This window comes from Clostridium isatidis (genome assembly GCF_002285495.1).
Taxonomy (GTDB): domain Bacteria; phylum Bacillota; class Clostridia; order Clostridiales; family Clostridiaceae; genus Clostridium; species Clostridium isatidis.
Window position 1 is genome coordinate 2409511 of record NZ_CP016786.1, and the last position, 19079, is coordinate 2428589.

Here is a 19079-nt window from a genome sequence, read left to right on the forward strand (position 1 = left end):
TGATACTTATATTATACTTCCCTTGATAACCTTTAACAATATTTATTTTCTGAATTAACAGAAAATTCTCTCTATTTTGCTTAACATAACTTAATTTTTCTTTATATTTTACGGTTTTTCGCAAAAAAATCTCCATCAGTAAAAATACTGATGGAGATTTTCTTGTAAAGTTATTTGACCTGGATTTTGCCCCCACACTCGCCTACTGGAGCTTTTGCTACTAGGAATTACCCCCTCACTACTAACCCTCTCAATTTCTTGGTAGGACTTACTTCTATACCGCACCATGCTCATTAGGAATTTTTCCTAACTTACGTGGATCGTTTTGCCTGCGACTAGCTTCGACTTTCATCCACAAACCTAACTTTACATTATTATTATATATAACTTTTAGCAACTGTCAATATTTTTATTTCTTTTGCTCCATTTTCTTTTAATATTTTTTCGCATTCAAATAATGTAGCTCCTGTTGTAATTACATCATCTATAAGAATTATATTTTTATCTTTTATATTGTTATTATGCTTTAATTTAAAAGCATCTTTAATATTTTTAAATCTTTCTTCCCTTGATAAAACTTTCTGCTCCCTAGTATTTTTTATTTTTACTAGATCATTATAAACTGGTATATCTAATTTTTCTCCTAGTATTTTTGCAATTATCTCACATTGATTAAAGCCTCTTTGTTTTAAGGTCTCTTTACTACAAGGAACATATAATATTCCTTCTGCCTCTATTTTATTTTCCTTAATCAATTCATATAGAAAATCTGCTAGGATATTTCCTGCTAAAAATATTTTTTTATATTTGAATTTTAATATTATTTCTTTTATAACCCCGCTATAATATGCATACGAATATATTCTTGAATTTTCCCTAACTCTCTGTATTTGGGTTAAACATAAGGGACATAGTCCAATATATTCTTCTCCACATACTATACATTTATTTTCTGGAGGATAAATAATATATAATACTTCATTTATTATTATTTTTAATATTTTAATAAACCTTTTTCCCATATTTCTTTATTGTAATTCCTTGTGATATTTTTAGCTAATTCCATATCTTCTGAAAGGACTTTTGATACTAAAATAATCTCTCCCAAAGATTTATTACTATTTTTACCTGCTTCTGAAGATAAAAACACTAATTTTTTATAATTAAAAAAAGCATTATCACACATTAAAACTACAATATTAATATTTGTATTGTTTAAGTTTGAATAGTTTTTAATATTGTTTGTAATAACAAAAACAGATTTATTTTTTTCTTTATATAAAGCTTCTATTTTTTTATCATTATCCTTTTTTAAAAATTTAATTATTTTAATATCTTTAGCCTTTAATAATTCTGTATAGTTTTCATATATTTTATTCACATTATCTTCATAAGGAACTAAAATAATTACTTTACTTTTATTCTCTTTAAACCAAAGGAAATAATCATATAATTTATATGGAATTTCTTCTTCTAAATTAACTTTAGTATTCATTATCCTAGGCTCTATAAAAGGACTATTCCTTCTTAAATCTGAAATATAAATAACATCCCCGATATTTATTACTTTTTCAATTGAATATATACTTATTTTTTTACAAAATAAATATAAATACTCTACTGCATCTCTTATATTAGCTTTAGTCAATTTAGAAAACAAACTTATATCATCAATAATGCAAAAATCATATTGATGTTTTATCTTTTCCAAATTATTATAACTTACAAAATTGATTTGACTATTCACTTCTTCTGTTGATATAAAAGAATATGTAAATTTTATATCAACCTTTAAACCAGATACTAATTCCTTATTAATTTCTTCACTATCCCATACATATAAAATTCTCTTATTTTCCTTTAATAATAAAATAATTAATTCTTTATATATTAATGAAGTATTGTAGGGACTGGTAATAATAGTTAATAATTTTCTTTTACCTTTATACCACTTATTTAATAAATAATTATATTTATTTAATTCCTCAATACGTACTAACCTATTATTCAAGATTAATAACCTCTCATTCCTCAATAAGCATACTATTATTTGTTATTTCCATAATTCTATATTTTAAAGATGAATATCTTTCCATACTTTTTGTATTAGAAATCATATATTTTAATGCTTTTTCCATTCCTACCGTTACAACAAGCTCCTTAGCTCTTGTTATTGCAGTGTATAAAAGATTTCTATTCATTAATAAAGGCGAACCCATAAATACTGGTGAAATAATAACCTTGAATTCACTCCCCTGACTTTTATGTATTGTAATTGCATAAGCAAGTTCTAACTCATCTAGATAAATAAAATCATATACTACTCTTCTTTCATCATCAAAAATTACTGTTAGATTTTTTTCTTCCTCATTTATACTTTCAATAAATCCCATATCCCCATTAAAAACTCCGACACCTTCTTGTTCGCCAAAACCATTTACTCTTTCCCATCTTAATGAATAGTTGTTTTTAGTCTGCATAACTTTATCGCCTTCTCTAAAAATAACATCCTTTAGTTCCTTTTCTCTTTTATTTCTAGATCTTGGATTTAAAATTTCTTGAAGCTTATTATTTAAATTTATTACTCCTAGTTCTCCCTTTCTTGTAGGAGTTAAAATTTGTATATCCCTAAGTTTATCCCAGGAATTTTTAAAATTAGGTAGTCTTCTATTTATTAAATCTATTATTGTAAATAATATATCTTTTTGATCTTCTTTTTTCTCAAAAAAGAAATCTCCTTCTCTTTTATTTAAATAAGGCATCTCTCCATTATTAATTTTGTGAGCATTAACTACTATTAGACTTTCCTTTCCCTGCCTAAAAATATCAGTAAGCCTTACAACTTTAATAAAATTACTTTCTATTAAATCCTTTAAAACATTTCCAGCTCCAACAGAAGGTAATTGATCCACATCACCTACTATAATTAATCTTGTTCCAAGCTTTATTGCTTTAAGTAAATTATGCATTAGCATAATATCTATCATAGAAGCTTCATCAATTATTATGACATCAGCTTCTAAAGGTTCTGCTTCTCCTTTTATAAAGTATGAATTATCTTCATCATCGCTCACTCCCATTTCAAGAAGCCTATGAATTGTTTTTGCTTCCCTTCCAGTTGATTCGGTCATTCTTTTTGCAGCCCTTCCTGTTGGTGCCCCAAGTAAAACCTTCATTCCATTATTCTCATATATCTCAATTATAGCTTTTATTATTGTAGTTTTTCCTGTTCCAGGTCCCCCTGTGATTATTTCAATTCCATTGTCAAAGGCTCCTAATATTGCTTCCTTTTGTGAAGGTGCAAACTGGATATTATTTTTTCTTTCAAAAGTCTTTATTTCATCTTCAACATCTGTATTTATAGTCCTAAAATTTTCTATACTTAATGTTATTATTTTATTAGTAACCCCAAGTTCACAGTAATAATAAGGCAAAGCAAATACTGCCTCTATATCATTTATATTCTCAATCTTTATTTTAGTATCTAAAGCAAGATTTAATAAATTTTCTTCAACTTCTTCTATCTTTACTCCTAATATTTTTGAAACTTCCTTTACCAACATTTCTTTTGGCATAAAGGTATTACCAGCAGCTGAAAATTGATTTAATATATATTTAATTCCACTTTGTATTCTAAAGGGTGAATTACTTTCTATACCAAGACTTCTAGCAATTCTATCTGCTGTAATAAATCCAATTCCTGAAATCTCATCTGAAAGAATATATGGATTTTCCAAAACGATATCTTTGGCATGAGGTCCAAATTTTTTATAAACTTTTATACATTGATTAGTAGACATCCCATGTCCTTGAAAAAATATTATAATATCCTTTAAATCCTTATTTTCTAAATAAGATTCATATATAATTTTATATTTCTTTTCCCCAATACCTTCAACTTCCAATAGTTTTTCTATATTATTATCTAATATCTCTAAAGTTTTTTCCTTAAATTTCTTTACTATTCTTTTTGCTGTAATAGGACCAATTCCTTTAATTATTCCTGTACTTAAATATCTTTCTATACCTTCTATAGAGGTGGGTAGTATCTCTTCGTATTCTACTATATTAAACTGTTTTCCGAATTGTTTATGAATTACCCATTCTCCCTTCAATTTTACATTTTGACCTTCTTTTAAGAATGGAGCAATTCCAACAGCACTTATACTGTCTTTTTCAGTTCTTATTTTAGATACAACATAGCCTGTATCATCACTTTTGAATACAATTGAATCTACAATCCCATTTAAAATTTCCATATTAACGCTCCAAACCTTAAAAATTATAGTATTTTTTATTATTTTATTATAGCATAATATTAATTTTATTTAAAAATTTGTGCTAAACTATATTTGTAAAGATATCTATACAGGAGGTGTTTTTTATGATTATAAAAAACTGTAACATAATATACTTAGATAGAATAGAAAAAGGTTCTGTCTTAATTGAAAACGGTAAAATAAAAGAAATTAATCCTACTTCTTATAATACTGTAGAAGTAATTGATGGAGAAGGATTATATCTTGCTCCAGGTTTTATAGATGTTCATATTCATGGCGCTGGTGGACATGACACCATGGATGGAACTTATGAAGCTATAAATGAAATTTCTAAAATAATAGTAAAACATGGAACTACATCTTTTACTCCAACTACTATGACTGTCGCTATAAGTGACATAAGAAAATCTATGGAAGCTATAAAAGAAGCTAAATTAAAAGGTACTGATGGCGCTAAAGTATTAGGGGCTCATCTTGAAGGACCATTCATCAGCGGAAAAGCAATCGGGGCTCAAAATCCAAACTTTTTAGCTGAACCTACTTTAGAAAATTTTAAAGCTATGGTTGGAGATTGTGAAGATGCTGTTGTTTCAATTACAATTGCACCAGAAATTCCTGGCGCAAAAGAACTAGCTAAAGAACTTTCAAAGAAAGGTATAGTTTGTTCAATCGGACATACAAAAGCTACTTATAATGAAGCTATGGAAGGAATAAAATGCGGTTTTTCTCACGCTACACATCTATTTAATGCTATGACGCCATTTACCCACAGAGAACCTGGGGTTGTAGGAGCAATATTTGATAGTGATATAACAACTGAAACTATTTCAGATGGAATACACATTTCATATCCTTCCTTAAGAATAGCTTATAAGCAAAAAACTACAGATAAGGTTCTTTTAGTAACAGATGCAATGATGGCTTGCTGTATGCCGGATGGAATGTACAAACTAGGAGGTCAAGATGTTGTTGTTAAAGAAGGGGCTGCTAGACTTGTAAGCGGTTCTTTAGCTGGCTCTGTTTTAACATTAGATAAAGCAGTCTATAATGTTTATAAAAACGTAGGATACCCTCTACACGAAGCAGTTAAAATGGCTAGTTACAATGCTGCAAGACATTGTAAAGTTGATGATAGAAAAGGTCTTATAAAAGAAGGTTATGATGCAGACTTATTATTATTTGATGACGAAATTAATATCAAAAAAGTTTTCGTTGATGGAAAAGAAGTTTATAACTCTTAATTATGCTCACAGGAAACGTAAGCCTTTAGTATAACTAAAAAATATAGAGCCTAATTGGCTTCCTACCAATCAGGCTCTTTTCTATTATAAAATCTTAAAGTAATTTCTTAATTTCTTCTACTTTATTTAACTTTTCCCAAGGTAAATCTAAATCATTTCTTCCAAAATGTCCATAAGCAGCTGTTTGTTTATAAATAGGTCTTCTTAAATCTAAATCTCTTATTATAGCACCTGGTCTTAAATCAAATACTTTTTCTACTATTGAAATTATTTCTTCATCAGATTTCTTTCCTGTTCCAAAAGTATCTACTACTATTGATACTGGTTTCGCAACACCTATTGCATAAGCTAATTGGATTTCAAGCTTATCTGCTATTCCTGCTGCTACTAAGTTCTTAGCCACCCATCTTGCTGCATAAGCGGCTGATCTATCAACCTTTGTTGGATCCTTTCCTGAGAAAGCTCCACCGCCATGTCTTCCATATCCACCATATGTGTCAACAATAATTTTTCTTCCTGTTAATCCACTATCTCCTTGAGGACCTCCAACAACAAATCTTCCTGTAGGATTTATGAAATATTTTGTTTTATCATCTAATAATTCAGCAGGAACAACTACTTTAATTACATGTTCCATTAAATCTTCTTTAATCTTTTCTTGTGTTACATCTTCACTATGTTGTGTTGATATTACAATAGTATCAACTCTAACTACTTTATTATCATCATACTCAACTGTAACTTGAGTTTTTCCATCAGGTCTTAAGTAACTTAAAGTTCCGTTCTTTCTTACTTCTGATAATCTTCTAGAAAGTTTATGTGCTAATGATATAGGCATTGGCATATATTCTTCTGTTTCATTTGTTGCAAAACCAAACATCATCCCTTGATCTCCAGCCCCAACTGCTTCTACATCACCTTGTTCTCCTATTCTTGCTTCTAATGCCTTATCAACTCCCATTGCTATATCTCCTGATTGTTCGTCAATAGAAGTTAAAACTGAACAAGTATCACAGTCAAAACCAAATTTTGCTCTATCATAACCAATTTCTCTTACTGTTTGTCTTACTATTTTTGGAATATCAACATAACAACTAGTTGATATTTCTCCCATAACTAATACCATACCTGTGGTTACAGCTGTTTCACAAGCAACTCTTGCCGTAGGATCTTGTGCTAAAATACTGTCTAATACTGCATCGGATATTTGATCACAAATTTTATCTGGATGTCCTTCTGTAACTGATTCAGATGTAAATAATCTTTTCATGATATTCTCTCCTTTCTTTTATTTGATATTAATTCTAAAAAGATTCATATAAAAGAAAAAAATCTCTTCGACAAGAAGAGATTAAATAACTATATATCTTCTTATCTTGCAAAATTAATTGCAGGAATTGGCACCACACTTTTATTAAAGCAGGTTGCCGGGTTTCACAGGGCCCTTTTCCCTCCACCTCTCTTGATAAGAATTAATATCAAATTTTCTTTTTAGATTTTATCATTTATAGCTATAATAGTCAACAAAAAAAGACAAGGTTCTCTTGTCTTTTTTTGGTGGGGGAGGACGGATTCGAACCATCGAAACGATAACGTAACAGATTTACAGTCTGCCCCCTTTGGCCACTCGGGAACTCCCCCATATATGGAGCTGGCAATAGGACTCGAACCTACAACCTGCTGATTACAAGTCAGCTGCTCTACCATTGAGCCATGCCAGCATATTTTTAAAAGATTTATTGGTGGAAACAACAGGGATCGAACCTGTGACCCCCTGCTTGTAAGGCAGGTGCTCTCCCAGCTGAGCTATGCTTCCATATTAAAATAATTTGTGGTGGAGGAGGATGGATTCGAACCATCGAAACGATAACGTAACAGATTTACAGTCTGCCCCCTTTGGCCACTCGGGAACTCCTCCATATATGGAGCTGGCAATAGGACTCGAACCTACAACCTGCTGATTACAAGTCAGCTGCTCTACCATTGAGCCATGCCAGCATATTCTTAATTTTAATGAATTTTATGGTGGGGGAGGACGGATTCGAACCATCGAAACGATAACGTAACAGATTTACAGTCTGCCCCCTTTGGCCACTCGGGAACTCCCCCATGTAAATTCATTAATTTGTCAAATAAACTTTCGTCTCCTCGACTAACAATAGTTAGTATATATTTATTGTCTTTATATTTCAAGTTTGGTTTTTACGCTTTTAAAGAAATTAACTTTACCTATTATTTTTTTTCTTCGTTTTTCTTTAAATTAATACCATGAGCATTTTTTTATATATTATTCTGTATTTCTTCTAGTTTAATGTAGTCTCCTAATATATCTTTAAACTCCTGATAATTTTCTTTTGACATTCTCTTCTCTAATAAGCCAAAACCTTTAGTAATGTTTTCAATATTATTTATATCTGCAAAATAATTATTTATCTTTATAATATCAACTATAGATAAATTTTTTATTAAAACATTAAGTTTATCTCTTTTTTCTTGAGAAAGATTGCTTATCTTTGAGAATGTTCCCTCCCTAGGATTTAAATTATCAATTATATACATATTATTTTCTTCATAATTATTATTTAAATGTTCATATTCAGTAACTATTATATTATCACTTATTGCATCTATACTCTTTAGTGGTTCCCATATTAGTAAAAAATAAATTGGTATAGCAGCACTTATTATAACAGTTAGCGAATAAATTATTACTTTTTTCATTAATTTTCATCTCCCTTCATTTAATTAATTTCCATTTTTATTAATTTTATACATATGATAATATTGTTTGTTCAACATACATATATTTCTATGGGGGTGAAGTTTTTGAAAAGCAAATTTTTATACAATTCATTTAATTCTCATATTGAAATGGCTAAATTGATAAAAAATTTTATAAAAAAAAATACTATTATAGTATGTATAGGAACAGATAAGTGCATCATAGACTGCTTAGGACCCTTAGTTGGAACTATTTTAAAAGAGAAAAATATAGAACTTCCTGTTTACGGAACAATTCAAAATCCAATTCATGCTGCAAATCTGAAAAGTAAATTAAGAGAGATTATGAAAATTCACCCCAATTCTTTTATCATTGGAATAGATGCCTGTCTTGGAGAACCTGAAGCAATAGGTGAAATCCATGTTAGAGATTATCCAATTCACCCTGGAAAGGGTGTAGGGAAAATTCTACCTGAAGTAGGTAATGTATCTATTGTAGGTATAATTGATAGTAATGAACATTCTAATTTTATACACATTCATACTGTTAGACTTAATTTTGTATTTGAAATGGCTTATGTTATATCTAATGCAATATTAGAAGCATACAACAACTTTAATAAAGAAAATAAAAAACAAAATATATGAGGCTGTCTATGACAGCCTCATTTTTATAAAGTTGAATTTAATTGTTTTTTATATGTGAATATTTTAATTTATTATTCTTCTATTAAGTCAATTTGTCTATCTGAAAAATCTATATCTATCTTATCCAAATATGATAAAACCTTACCTGTTCCTTCTGCTACTGCTTCTATTGAATTAGGAGCTACTTCAGCACAAACGCCGGTTTCATGTTCTATTAATTTGTCTAATCCATTTAATAAAGCTCCTCCACCAGTCATAACAATTCCTTTTTCAATTATATCAGCAGCTAATTCAGGCGGTGTTTTTTCCAAAACTAATTTAACGTTATCAACTATCAATGAAACAGCTTCTCTTAATGCTTCATTAATTTCTGCTGATGATATCATAACCTCATCTGGTAATCCAGTAATTAAATTTCTTCCCTTAACTGTTGCAGTCTCATCTTTTGATCCATTAAACGCTGAACCTATATTAATCTTTAATTCTTCTGCTGTTTTTTCACCAATCATTATCTTATATTTATTTCTAACATATTTTATTATTGCATCATCAAAAGTATCTCCAGCAACTTTAATTGATGATCTTACAACTACTCCACCTAAGGAAATTACGGCAATATCAGTTGTTCCTCCTCCGATATCGACTACCATTGAACCACTAGGTTTAGTGATATCTAATCCAGCCCCAATTGCAGCCGCAAGAGGCTCTTCTATTAAATGTACCTTTTTAGCACCTGTATTTCTTGCTGCATCTATTACCGCTCTTTTTTCAACTTCTGTTGCCTGTGAAGGTACACATATCATTACTTTAGGAGCTGTAAATTTACTTTTGCCATAGGCCTTTCTTATGAATTCTTTTAACATTCTTTCAGTTATATCATAATCAGATATAACCCCATCCCTTAATGGCCTAACTGCAATAATATTACCCGGTGTTCTACCAATCATTCTTCTTGCTTCTTCGCCTACAGCAAGTACCTTATTATTATTCTTGTTAATTGCAACTACTGAAGGTTCCTTTAAAATTATTCCTTTTCCTTTAGCATAAACTAAAACAGTTGCTGTTCCTAAATCTATGCCTAAATCACTCCTTTGTTTCCAAAACCACATTTATATTTCACTCCTAATCTTTCAAAGTTAAATAATTTTTACAATTTTCGTCCTAATTTTTATTATATATGGATTATGGCAAACCTTCAATATATTTGCATTTTTTTATTACTTTACAGCTTTATATTTAGCTTGAGTAGCTTTTCCACCTCTTATATGACGCTCAGCTTTATTTAGTTCTAAGATAGAATGAGTTTGTTTTGCAATTGCTGGATTTATTTTAGGAAGTCTTTCTGTCATATCTTTATGTATGGTGCTTTTGCTTACTCCAAATACTTTTGCTGTTTTTCTAATTGTGTCTTTAGATTCTATAATATATCTTGCTACTTCTAATACTCTTTCTTCTATATAATCTTTCAAAATTTTTACCTCCCTTGGATAAATAATTAATATGCGACCACAACTTTATTGATTCATCAGCCAAAAATAATGGCTGATGAATTTTTTTATTATTGATTTAATGTGAAATATGCTGTTGGATCTAAATCTTTACCATTTGAATCAAATACTTGCAAATTTAAATGTTCACCAAATTCCTCATTAGTAAATATTTTTGAAGTATTTCCAACTGTTCCAATAACAGTTTCTTCAGTTACTTTATCTCCAACATTAACCCTTGTATCTTGAGATAGATTTGAATATTTAGTATATAGTCCATTTGCATGAGCAATTACTATATATGTTCCATCTTCTACTTTATTTCCAACTTCTTTAACTTCACCTTCAGCGGCAGCTTTAACCTCTGTTCCAACACTAGCTCTTATATCTATTCCTCTAATATTTCTAAGAGTTCCATCAGCTAACTGTTGTGGTTTTGGATAAGTATATTCCCTTGAAATTTCACCTTCTAATGGATTATTAAATACAACCTCATAGTTTGTTCCAGCTGAAACATTTAAATCATCTCCTGAAGCTAATTCTTCAGTAGTATTTTCTGCTAGTTCTTCATTAGATTCATTTTCAACTCTATCTGCATTTTGTTTTTGAATCTCAGAAGTTGTTCTATCTTCAATATTTAAACTGAATTCATCCTCAACTTTAGAAGATTCATTTAAAGCATTATTTTTTCTAACTGTAACAACAGTAACTGTTGCAATAATACATAAACAAAGGAATAGTACTAAATAAAAGCCCTCCTTTCTAAAGAAGTTTTTTATTTTGTCTTTTTTTATTTGGTCCATATCAACACCTCCTTTTTGTATTCTTGCCCTTTATTTCAAATTAATTCAATTGCAAAAAAAATTGTTTTCAACAATTTTCTACAAGATTTAACATTAAAGATAATAACCAAGTTTTTAACGATTACATTTTAATTCTTGTCCAAATATAAAAAATTATTCATAATTTGTTATTTTTCTTATTTTTTAATTACTAAATCCAATATTCATCAATAATATAGCTAATAAAAAATGGAACTGCTTAATACCAGTTCCATTTTGATTTAATATTCATATGAAAATTTCTTTTAATATTAATTAAAATTAAGTCGTTTTATATCAACTCCAGTATAATAATGTTTAAGTATTTCATCATAGCTCTTACCTTCAGCAGCCATAACATTTGCCCCCCATTGGCTCATTCCTACTCCATGACCATAGCCTTTACAATTAAACACAATTTTATCATCTGTTATTGAAATTTCAAAATTTGCTGAACTTAATCCAAGGGCTAATCTAAATTCTAATCCTCTGATAACTTTATTTCCTAATCTTATTTCTTTCACACCACCAGCTTCACTTCTACTTAATATTTCTATATTATTATTTATATTAGAAGCTTCTATCGCTGCATCTGGGTATTTTTCATTTATTTTTGATACAAACTCACTTATATTAAAAGAAAATTCTGTTTTATATTTTGGAGCTATTTCTTCCCCCTTACTTTCCTTTGATACCAAGTATGGAATATCTCCTGAGAATACATCTATTGAATTTTCTGTCCTCCCAGAGCTTGTAGAAAAAAATTGAGGATATTTTACTAATTCATTATTGTAAGTTAAAACTTCTCCCTTAGTTTCCTCCACAGCATCAGAAATCTTATTCCAATATTCCTCACCAGCTTCTCCCCATTTTTCTATTCTTTTTTCTTTAACTATATATACCTGGCAATGGGTTGTATCACATACAATTCCCCCATTTGCATTAGGACATGGATTTAACATTTTTGCAACAACAAAAGTTCTTGCTGCAACAGCCTGTGCTTTTAATGCTTCTAAATTAAAGCTAACTGGCATTTCTCCAGAAACTACGCTTTTAACATATTCCTCTAATGGAACTTCTTTTATTTCATTGCTCTCGGTGATATGCACCTTTACTATTTCATTTCCATCTATAGTTATAACATTGTTTTCTTCTGAATTTTTATTTTGTTCCTCTTGAATATTCTTTGCATTTGCAGCTATTGCAGCTGGCTTAATTATAAGGATTGGTATAATAATCATAAGTACTAATACTAATGTACTAAAAATAATAAGGGATGCTAAATTTTTATTAATATTAAACTTCCTTTTCATAATAATTCTCCTTAAGCTAATTTTAATTTTTAGCTTTTTAGCTACAATTAATTATATGTATTTTTTTCTTTATTATACTTTATTTTCCTATTTTTATGTAAAGTTATTCCAAAATAAAAAACTTAGATTTACTCTAAGTTTTTTATTATATGGATATTTAATTATTACTCCTATAAATATTAGCTCCCAATTTTCTAAATTTTTCTTCTATATCCACATAACCTCTATCTATATGATATATATCACTTATCTCAGTAATCCCCTTTGCTACAAGTCCAGCAAGTATCATTGCCGCACCTGCTCTCAAATCTGTAGCTTTGACTTCACATCCAGTTAATGAATCAACACCTTCAATAATTGCGGTTCTACCATCTATTTTTATATTAGCTCCCATTCTTACTAATTCTGCCACATGCATAAATCTATTTTCAAAGACTGTTTCAGTAACTATACTTGAACCCTTTATTACAGATAGTAAGGTCATCATTTGAGCCTGCATATCAGTTGGAAAACCTGGATAAGGCATGGTCTTTATGTCTACAGGATTTTTTTGTCCTGTTCCATCAACTAGAATTCTATTTTCTCCAGCACCGGAAAATTTAACTCCACACTCTTTTAATTTTTCTATTGTAGGTCTTAAATGTTCTTCATTAGCACCGTTAATTATTATTTTACTATTAGTTATTGCTGCAGCAACCATAAAGGTACCTGCTTCAACTCTATCATAAATAGCTCTATAAGTTGTTCCCTTTAAAGAGTCTGCTTTTACACCTTCTATTGTTATTTTCCCAGTACCAGCACCATAAATTTTAGCTCCCATTGAATTTAAAAAATTTGCTAAGTCCCATATTTCAGGTTCTTCAGCTGCATTTTCTATTATTGTCGTTCCTTCTGCAAAAACAGAAGCCATTAATATATTTTCAGTCGCACCTACAGATGGAAAATCTAAATATATTCTATTTCCAATTAACTTTTTTGCTTTTGCTTCAACAAAACCATGTCCAATTTCTATCTCTGCACCTAAAAGCCTAAATCCCTTCAAATGTAAATCTATAGGACGTGTTCCTATATTACATCCTCCAGGCATTGATATTTTGCATTCTCCAAACCTTGATAGCATTGGGCCCATAATTAAAAAAGATGCTCTCATCTTTCTTATTAATTCACTATTCATATCCACTAATTTAATATTACTAGTATTTATTATTAAATCTCCATTTATATTTTTATTAACAGCACAATTCATTTCTGAAAGTAAATTAGTTAATACTATTACATCTTCTAAATCTGGTGCATCATTAATAGTTATATCGTTAGAACTTAAAATACTAGCAACCATTATTGGTAAAACAGAATTTTTGGCTAAACTTATATTTACTTCTCCTCTTAATTTATTACCACCCTCAACTATAATTTTTTCCATATTGTCCTCCACTATGAATTATTAGTATGTTACGAATATAACTGGTGTTCCTATAATTAAATATTCTCCTTTAGCATATTGCATATAACCAACATTAATTTTAGTTTTATCCTTTAATATTCCCTTTCCTATAATTCCATTTTCTACTTCTAAAAACTCTTCATTTTTCATATAATTTCTTATAATTTCCTTTGTATCATCTTTCTCTTCTTCTATTATTTTTAACTTTACAAAGTCAAAATATTTCACTTTTTCTTTTTTATTATTTATAATTTCTGCCAATATATTTCTTATTTCCATTACTTCAATATTTTTGTTTTTATTTAGATAATCAATTCTAATATAGCTTGTATCATTTTTATTCCAAAAAACTGCTTTTACTTCTTTACATTCATCGCTATATTCAATACTATTATCTAATAAATTAATATTTTCTCCAAAAATTTTTATAAAATCATTTTTTACAAGATCATATTCTGCATTAATATTATTTTTTGTAGTATATTCTACTCTGACTCCATTTTCTAAAAAATTATCTGCTTTTATTAGCTCTGTTGTTAATTTATTAAATTCATCTATATTTTTATCTTGATTAGGTATTGCTCCAATAATTAAAAAAGAAACTACAATAATAAATGAAATTATTATTAATAATTTTTTCATTCTGCTTCCCTGCCTTTCTTTTTTAATTATTGTCCTACTAAATTTTTTTATTCAATAATTGCAGCTATAATATAATATATTTAATAAGTTGAAATTTGTGAATAAATGTCAGAAGCAATTCGGTCAATGGAAAATATTCTAAAAATAAAAAAATGTGAGTCATTCATGACTCACATTTATAAAATATCTATAATCCTCATAATTCAGCAAAGCTGAATTCTCTCCTCAACTGAAAATTGATTTCCGCTCCTAACTACTTATTACTTGTATTAAGTCTTGCATTTGCTCTTGCAAGAGATCTTTTTGCTCTTTCTATATCTATATTAACAGCTTTTTTAATTCTTTCTTCCGCTCTTTTTTTAGAATTCTCTGCTCTTATTACATCTATCTCAGAAGATCTTTCAAAAGCATCACAGCAAAATTTTAAGACATTATCTTTAAAATATATTATCCCTGAAGATGTAAAGAAATTTTCTCTTTTTTCTCCAGATTTTATAATAGTTGTTGTTGGAATAGTACTAACTATTATTGCTGCATGATCTGCTTGAAATTCAATTTCTCCATCTTCTAAGACAGTTGTTAAACTTTCTACCTCTGCTATAAAAGGTTCTTTCCCAGGAGATATAATATTAACAGTAAAAGTATTACTCATTATTTTTCATCTCCTATCATAGATTTTTTGCTTTTTCAATAACTTCGTCTATTGTACCAACAAATAAGAAGGCTGATTCTGGTAGATCATCATATTTACCTTCAATAATTTCTTTAAATCCTCTTACAGTTTCTTCTAATGGAACAAATTTACCCTTCATACATGTAAATTGTTCTGCTACTGTAAAAGGTTGGGACAAGAATCTTTGGATTCTTCTTGCTCTTGCAACTATTTTCTTATCCTCTTCTCCAAGTTCATCTACGCCTAATATTGCAATTATATCTTGAAGTTCTTTATATCTTTCAAGAATGTTCTTTACCTCTGTTGCAACATCATAATGCTCTTGACCAACTATTCGTGGATCTAATGTCCTTGAACTTGATTCTAATGGATCAACTGCTGGATAAATACCTAATTCAGCTATACTTCTTGATAATACAGTTGTTGCATCAAGGTGAGTAAAGGTTGTTGCTGGTGCTGGATCTGTAAGGTCATCGGCTGGAACATAAACTGCTTGAACTGAAGTAATTGAACCACTTTGTGTTGACGTTATTCTTTCTTGAAGGGCTCCCATTTCTGTTGCTAAGGTTGGCTGATATCCAACTGCTGAAGGTATTCTTCCAAGAAGGGCAGAAACTTCTGATCCTGCTTGTGTATATCTAAATATATTATCTATAAATAATAATACATCTTGCCCTTTATCTCTAAAATATTCTGCCATTGTCAAACCAGTAAGGGCAACTCTCATTCTTGCACCTGGTGATTCATTCATTTGACCAAATACTAAAGCAGTATTTTTAATTACGCCTGATTCCTTCATTTCATAATATAGGTCGTTTCCTTCTCTTGATCTTTCTCCTACTCCTGTAAATACAGAAAGACCACCAAGTTCTTTAGCTACATTATTAATAAGCTCTTGTATTAATACAGTTTTCCCAACTCCTGCACCACCAAAAAGACCTATTTTACCACCCTTTTGATAAGGTGCAAGTAAATCTATTACTTTTATTCCTGTCACTAATATTTCAGGTTCTAGTGATTGTTCTTGAAAGCTTGGTGCAGGCCTATGAATCGGATATTTTTCTTTTATTACAAATTCACCTTCATTATCAATAGGTTTGCCTAAAACGTTAAATACTCTTCCTAATACTTCTTCTCCTACTGGTACAGTTATACAATTACCAGTATCTACAGCTTTCATACCTCTTTTTAATCCATCAGTTGATTCCATAGCTATAGTTCTAACTATATCATCACCGATATGCTGTTCTACTTCAGCTACTAGTTCTCTATCACCCATATCTATTCTTATTTCATTATAAATATTGGGTAAAGTATCTGAATCAAACCTTATATCCACTACTGGTCCAATTACTTGAACTACTTTTCCTACTCTCTGAGACATAGTAATTCCTCCTTACTATTTTAGTGCTTCTGCTCCTCCTACAATTTCTGATATTTCCTGAGTTATCATTCCCTGTCTTATCCTATTATAATTGGTAGTTAATGCTTTTAATATGTCATTAGCATTATCTGTTGAAGAATCCATAGTTTTCATTCTTGCATTTTGTTCACTTGCTTTTGAATGAAGCATAGCTCTTCTAATTTTACTTTTTAGATAGGAATCTAAACTAGAACTTAATACTTTTTCTAAATCTGGCTCAAAAATTATCTCTTCTGGATCTTCTTTTTCTATATCAACAGGAAATATTCTTTCTATTATTATTTCTTGAGAAATTGCGGATCTATACTCTGTATAAACTATATTAACCTCTGATACTTCCTTATTTTTATACATAAATAATGCATCATCATATATGGCTCTTACTTCCTTAGTTGTTGGTATATCTGGTATTTCGATATATTCCCTAATAGTTGTTAAACCAAACTTCTTCATATACTGAATTCCTCTTAATCCCGCAACAATAAATTTTGCAGAGTCCTTATCTTCAATAGAATCATTTAAAGTATTTATTATATTACTATTAAAGCCTCCACAAAATCCTGTATCAGAGGTAATAACTATATATAGTTTACTATCTATTAAATCCTTAGAAAGGTTATTTAGGAAGGGACTTTCATACTCCTCTGGAAGTAAAGCTACTACTTTCTTTAATATCTCCTTTGATAAATTATAATAATCTTCATTTTTATTTAGTTCATTCCTTACTTTTCTAAGTTTAGAGGTAGCCACTATATTCATTGCTTTTGTTATTTTCCTTGTACTTTCAACTGACTTCATTCTTCTTTTAATTTCTATAAGTCCTGCTGCTCCCAAGGTTTCACCTCCTAAAGAATTGCATAGCTATTTGCTATGCATCTTGTAAGAATATTTTTTTAAATTCTATTATTGCTTTTTCTAATTCTAATTTTATTTCATCATTTAGTACTTTATCATTTCTTATTTTCTTTAGTAAATCTCTATAATATGTATCTAGGTATTCTAAAAATTCTCTTTCGAATTTTCTTATAGCATTTACTTTTATATCAGATAAAAAGTCCTTAACTGCTGCGTATAATATAACTATTTGCTTTTCTACCGGCATTGGTTCGTATTGATTTTGCTTTAATACTTCAACAAGTCTTTTACCTTTTTCTAATCTCTTTTTAGAATCCTTATCTAAATCTGATCCAAATTGTGCAAAAGCTTCTAGTTCCCTATACTGAGCAAGTTCTAATCTTAATGTACCTGATACCTGTTTCATAGCCTTTGTTTGAGCATTTCCTCCAACTCTTGATACGGAAATACCAGCATTTACTGCAGGTCTTTGTCCAGCCCTAAATAAATCTGCATCTAAAAATATTTGTCCATCTGTTATTGAAATTACATTAGTTGGTATATATGCTGTAACATCTCCTGCTAGTGTTTCTATAATTGGAAGGGCTGTTAATGAGCCTCCACCATTTTCTTCTGAAAGCTTTGCTGCTCTTTCTAAAAGTCTTGAATGAATATAGAAAACATCTCCCGGGTATGCTTCTCTACCTGGTGGTCTTCTTAATAATAATGACATTGTTCTATAAGCTACTGCATGTTTAGATAGATCGTCATATATTATTAGAACATCTTTTCCATCATGCATAAAATATTCACCCATACTGCATCCAGCATATGGCGCTAAGTATTGTAGAGGTGCAGATTCTGATGCTGTACCACTAACTACTATTGTATAATCTAGTGCACCAGCTTTATCTAAGGTATTTACTATATGTGCTACAGTTGACTGTTTTTGTCCTATTGCAACATAAATACAAATTACATCTTTTCCTTTTTGATTTATTATAGCATCTATTGCAATTGCAGTTTTTCCTGTTTGTCTATCTCCTATTATAAGTTCTCTTTGTCCCTTACCAATAGGTATCATGGAATCAATTGCCTTTATACCTGTTTGCAGCGGTTCATTTACTGAACTTCTATCTATAATACTTGGTGCTGGTACTTCTATTGGTCTATAGCCTGAATTATTTATTGGTCCCTTACCATCAATAGGTTCACCTAATGAATTTACAACTCTACCAAGAAGTGCCTCTCCTACAGGAACTTCTACAATTTTATTAGTTCTTTTTACTATATCTCCTTCTTTGATTTCATCTTCAGGTCCAAGTAAAACACAACCAACATTATCTTGTTCTAAATTTAGAGCCATTCCATAAACATTGTTAGGAAATTCTAATAGTTCTCCCTGCATACAATCATCTAATCCATAAACTCTTGCTATACCATCACCAACTTGAACTATTGTTCCTGAATCTACTGTTTCAACCTTTTCTTCATATCTTTCTATTTCTTTCCTAATTATGGAAGTAATTTCTTCAGGATTAATGTGCATATC

At 29.7% G+C, this 19079-nt stretch carries 17 protein-coding genes, 6 tRNA genes and 1 riboswitch; of the genes, 2 read left to right on the top strand and 21 right to left on the bottom strand.

Features of this window, described 5'->3' with window-relative positions; all coding sequences use genetic code 11:
- Positions 1-377: 377 nt before the first annotated feature.
- From BEN51_RS11355 to recD2, 3 genes are read right to left on the bottom strand one after another with little or no spacing between them, the layout of a single operon-like run.
- Positions 378-1022, bottom strand: a complete 645-nt coding sequence (locus BEN51_RS11355) for a ComF family protein (protein ID WP_119866167.1) — start codon at positions 1020-1022, stop codon at positions 378-380.
- Positions 995-2011 carry a hypothetical protein gene (locus BEN51_RS11360; RefSeq protein WP_236906214.1) on the bottom strand — a complete coding sequence of 339 codons (1017 nt, stop codon included), beginning with the start codon at positions 2009-2011 and terminating at the stop codon, positions 995-997. The genes BEN51_RS11355 and BEN51_RS11360 overlap by 28 nt, the downstream gene beginning before the upstream one ends.
- 13 nt (positions 2012-2024) lie before the next feature.
- Positions 2025-4259 (bottom strand): SF1B family DNA helicase RecD2, encoded by a 2235-nt coding sequence (gene recD2, locus BEN51_RS11365; RefSeq protein WP_119866168.1) that lies wholly within the window; start codon positions 4257-4259, stop codon positions 2025-2027.
- A gap of 125 nt (positions 4260-4384) precedes the next feature.
- Between recD2 and nagA the strand changes: the two genes are divergently transcribed.
- The gene (nagA, locus tag BEN51_RS11370; RefSeq protein ID WP_119866169.1) at positions 4385-5521 is read left to right on the top strand and encodes an N-acetylglucosamine-6-phosphate deacetylase; all 1137 of its coding nucleotides are present in this window, start codon (positions 4385-4387) and stop codon (positions 5519-5521) included.
- A 94-nt stretch (positions 5522-5615) separates the two neighbouring features.
- Here the strand turns inward: nagA and metK are convergent, their stop codons facing one another.
- From metK to BEN51_RS11410, 8 genes are all read right to left on the bottom strand, one after another.
- Positions 5616-6791 carry a methionine adenosyltransferase gene (gene metK / locus BEN51_RS11375; RefSeq protein WP_119866170.1) on the bottom strand — a complete coding sequence of 392 codons (1176 nt, stop codon included), beginning with the start codon at positions 6789-6791 and terminating at the stop codon, positions 5616-5618.
- 98 nt (positions 6792-6889) lie between these two features.
- A riboswitch (SAM riboswitch) is annotated at positions 6890-6993 on the bottom strand.
- Positions 6994-7076: 83 nt separating this feature from the next.
- Positions 7077-7162 (bottom strand) — tRNA-Tyr (locus BEN51_RS11380).
- Between the two features lie 5 nt (positions 7163-7167).
- Positions 7168-7242, bottom strand: a tRNA-Thr gene (locus tag BEN51_RS11385).
- Between the two features lie 19 nt (positions 7243-7261).
- Positions 7262-7337: transfer RNA gene (locus BEN51_RS11390), tRNA-Val, on the bottom strand.
- A 16-nt stretch (positions 7338-7353) separates the two neighbouring features.
- Positions 7354-7439 (bottom strand) — tRNA-Tyr (locus BEN51_RS11395).
- 5 nt (positions 7440-7444) lie between these two features.
- A tRNA-Thr gene (locus tag BEN51_RS11400) sits at positions 7445-7519 on the bottom strand.
- Positions 7520-7544: 25 nt separating this feature from the next.
- Positions 7545-7630, bottom strand: a tRNA-Tyr gene (locus BEN51_RS11405).
- 171 nt (positions 7631-7801) lie between these two features.
- Positions 7802-8242 carry a hypothetical protein gene (locus BEN51_RS11410; protein WP_119866171.1) on the bottom strand — a complete coding sequence of 147 codons (441 nt, stop codon included), beginning with the start codon at positions 8240-8242 and terminating at the stop codon, positions 7802-7804.
- Positions 8243-8347: 105 nt separating this feature from the next.
- Here BEN51_RS11410 and yyaC point away from each other — a divergent pair, with 105 nt between their 5' ends.
- A complete protein-coding gene (gene yyaC / locus BEN51_RS11415; protein ID WP_257789683.1) occupies positions 8348-8890 on the top strand; it encodes a spore protease YyaC in 543 nt (180 codons plus the stop codon).
- Between the two features lie 71 nt (positions 8891-8961).
- Here the strand turns inward: yyaC and mreB are convergent, their stop codons facing one another.
- The 10 genes from mreB to atpA form a co-directional block, all read right to left on the bottom strand.
- Positions 8962-9999, bottom strand: coding sequence for a rod shape-determining protein (gene mreB / locus BEN51_RS11420; RefSeq protein ID WP_119866173.1), 1038 nt, complete (start codon positions 9997-9999; stop codon positions 8962-8964).
- 108 nt (positions 10000-10107) lie between these two features.
- A complete protein-coding gene (gene spoIIID / locus BEN51_RS11425) occupies positions 10108-10359 on the bottom strand; it encodes a sporulation transcriptional regulator SpoIIID (RefSeq protein WP_119866174.1) in 252 nt (83 codons plus the stop codon).
- Positions 10360-10448: 89 nt separating this feature from the next.
- On the bottom strand, positions 10449-11180 hold the full coding sequence (locus BEN51_RS11430; protein ID WP_119866175.1) for a M23 family metallopeptidase: 732 nt from the start codon (positions 11178-11180) through the stop codon (positions 10449-10451).
- A gap of 290 nt (positions 11181-11470) precedes the next feature.
- On the bottom strand, positions 11471-12511 hold the full coding sequence (gene spoIID, locus BEN51_RS11435) for a stage II sporulation protein D (protein WP_119866176.1): 1041 nt from the start codon (positions 12509-12511) through the stop codon (positions 11471-11473).
- Positions 12512-12668: 157 nt separating this feature from the next.
- Positions 12669-13934, bottom strand: coding sequence for a UDP-N-acetylglucosamine 1-carboxyvinyltransferase (murA, locus tag BEN51_RS11440; protein ID WP_119866177.1), 1266 nt, complete (start codon positions 13932-13934; stop codon positions 12669-12671).
- 21 nt (positions 13935-13955) lie between these two features.
- Complete coding sequence (locus BEN51_RS11445; protein WP_119866178.1) at positions 13956-14597, bottom strand: hypothetical protein; 642 nt, start codon at positions 14595-14597, stop codon at positions 13956-13958.
- Positions 14598-14850: 253 nt separating this feature from the next.
- The gene (locus tag BEN51_RS11450; RefSeq protein WP_119866179.1) at positions 14851-15249 is read right to left on the bottom strand and encodes an ATP synthase delta/epsilon chain alpha-helix domain-containing protein; all 399 of its coding nucleotides are present in this window, start codon (positions 15247-15249) and stop codon (positions 14851-14853) included.
- Between the two features lie 16 nt (positions 15250-15265).
- Positions 15266-16654, bottom strand: a complete 1389-nt coding sequence (gene atpD / locus BEN51_RS11455; protein WP_119866180.1) for a F0F1 ATP synthase subunit beta — start codon at positions 16652-16654, stop codon at positions 15266-15268.
- Positions 16655-16669: 15 nt separating this feature from the next.
- Entirely contained in the window at positions 16670-17527 is an 858-nt protein-coding gene (atpG, locus tag BEN51_RS11460; RefSeq protein ID WP_119866181.1) for an ATP synthase F1 subunit gamma, read from the bottom strand.
- Positions 17528-17561: 34 nt separating this feature from the next.
- Complete coding sequence (gene atpA, locus BEN51_RS11465) at positions 17562-19076, bottom strand: F0F1 ATP synthase subunit alpha (protein ID WP_119866182.1); 1515 nt, start codon at positions 19074-19076, stop codon at positions 17562-17564.
- Between the last annotated feature and the right edge of the window lie 3 nt (positions 19077-19079).

What these genes read in the sequence shown, in the direction of transcription:
- BEN51_RS11355 (WP_119866167.1), bottom strand. Translation starts at nt 1,022, where the DNA reads ATGGGAAAAAGGTTTATTAAAATATTAAAAATAATAATAAATGAAGTA.
- BEN51_RS11410 (WP_119866171.1), bottom strand. Translation starts at nt 8,242, where the DNA reads ATGAAAAAAGTAATAATTTATTCGCTAACTGTTATAATAAGTGCTGCT.
- murA (WP_119866177.1), bottom strand. Translation starts at nt 13,934, where the DNA reads ATGGAAAAAATTATAGTTGAGGGTGGTAATAAATTAAGAGGAGAAGTA.
- BEN51_RS11430 (WP_119866175.1), bottom strand. Translation starts at nt 11,180, where the DNA reads ATGGACCAAATAAAAAAAGACAAAATAAAAAACTTCTTTAGAAAGGAG.
- metK (WP_119866170.1), bottom strand. Translation starts at nt 6,791, where the DNA reads ATGAAAAGATTATTTACATCTGAATCAGTTACAGAAGGACATCCAGAT.
- spoIID (WP_119866176.1), bottom strand. Translation starts at nt 12,511, where the DNA reads ATGAAAAGGAAGTTTAATATTAATAAAAATTTAGCATCCCTTATTATT.
- BEN51_RS11445 (WP_119866178.1), bottom strand. Translation starts at nt 14,597, where the DNA reads ATGAAAAAATTATTAATAATAATTTCATTTATTATTGTAGTTTCTTTT.
- BEN51_RS11450 (WP_119866179.1), bottom strand. Translation starts at nt 15,249, where the DNA reads ATGAGTAATACTTTTACTGTTAATATTATATCTCCTGGGAAAGAACCT.
- atpD (WP_119866180.1), bottom strand. Translation starts at nt 16,654, where the DNA reads ATGTCTCAGAGAGTAGGAAAAGTAGTTCAAGTAATTGGACCAGTAGTG.
- mreB (WP_119866173.1), bottom strand. Translation starts at nt 9,999, where the DNA reads ATGTGGTTTTGGAAACAAAGGAGTGATTTAGGCATAGATTTAGGAACA.
- atpA (WP_119866182.1), bottom strand. Translation starts at nt 19,076, where the DNA reads ATGCACATTAATCCTGAAGAAATTACTTCCATAATTAGGAAAGAAATA.
- nagA (WP_119866169.1), top strand. Translation starts at nt 4,385, where the DNA reads ATGATTATAAAAAACTGTAACATAATATACTTAGATAGAATAGAAAAA.
- recD2 (WP_119866168.1), bottom strand. Translation starts at nt 4,259, where the DNA reads ATGGAAATTTTAAATGGGATTGTAGATTCAATTGTATTCAAAAGTGAT.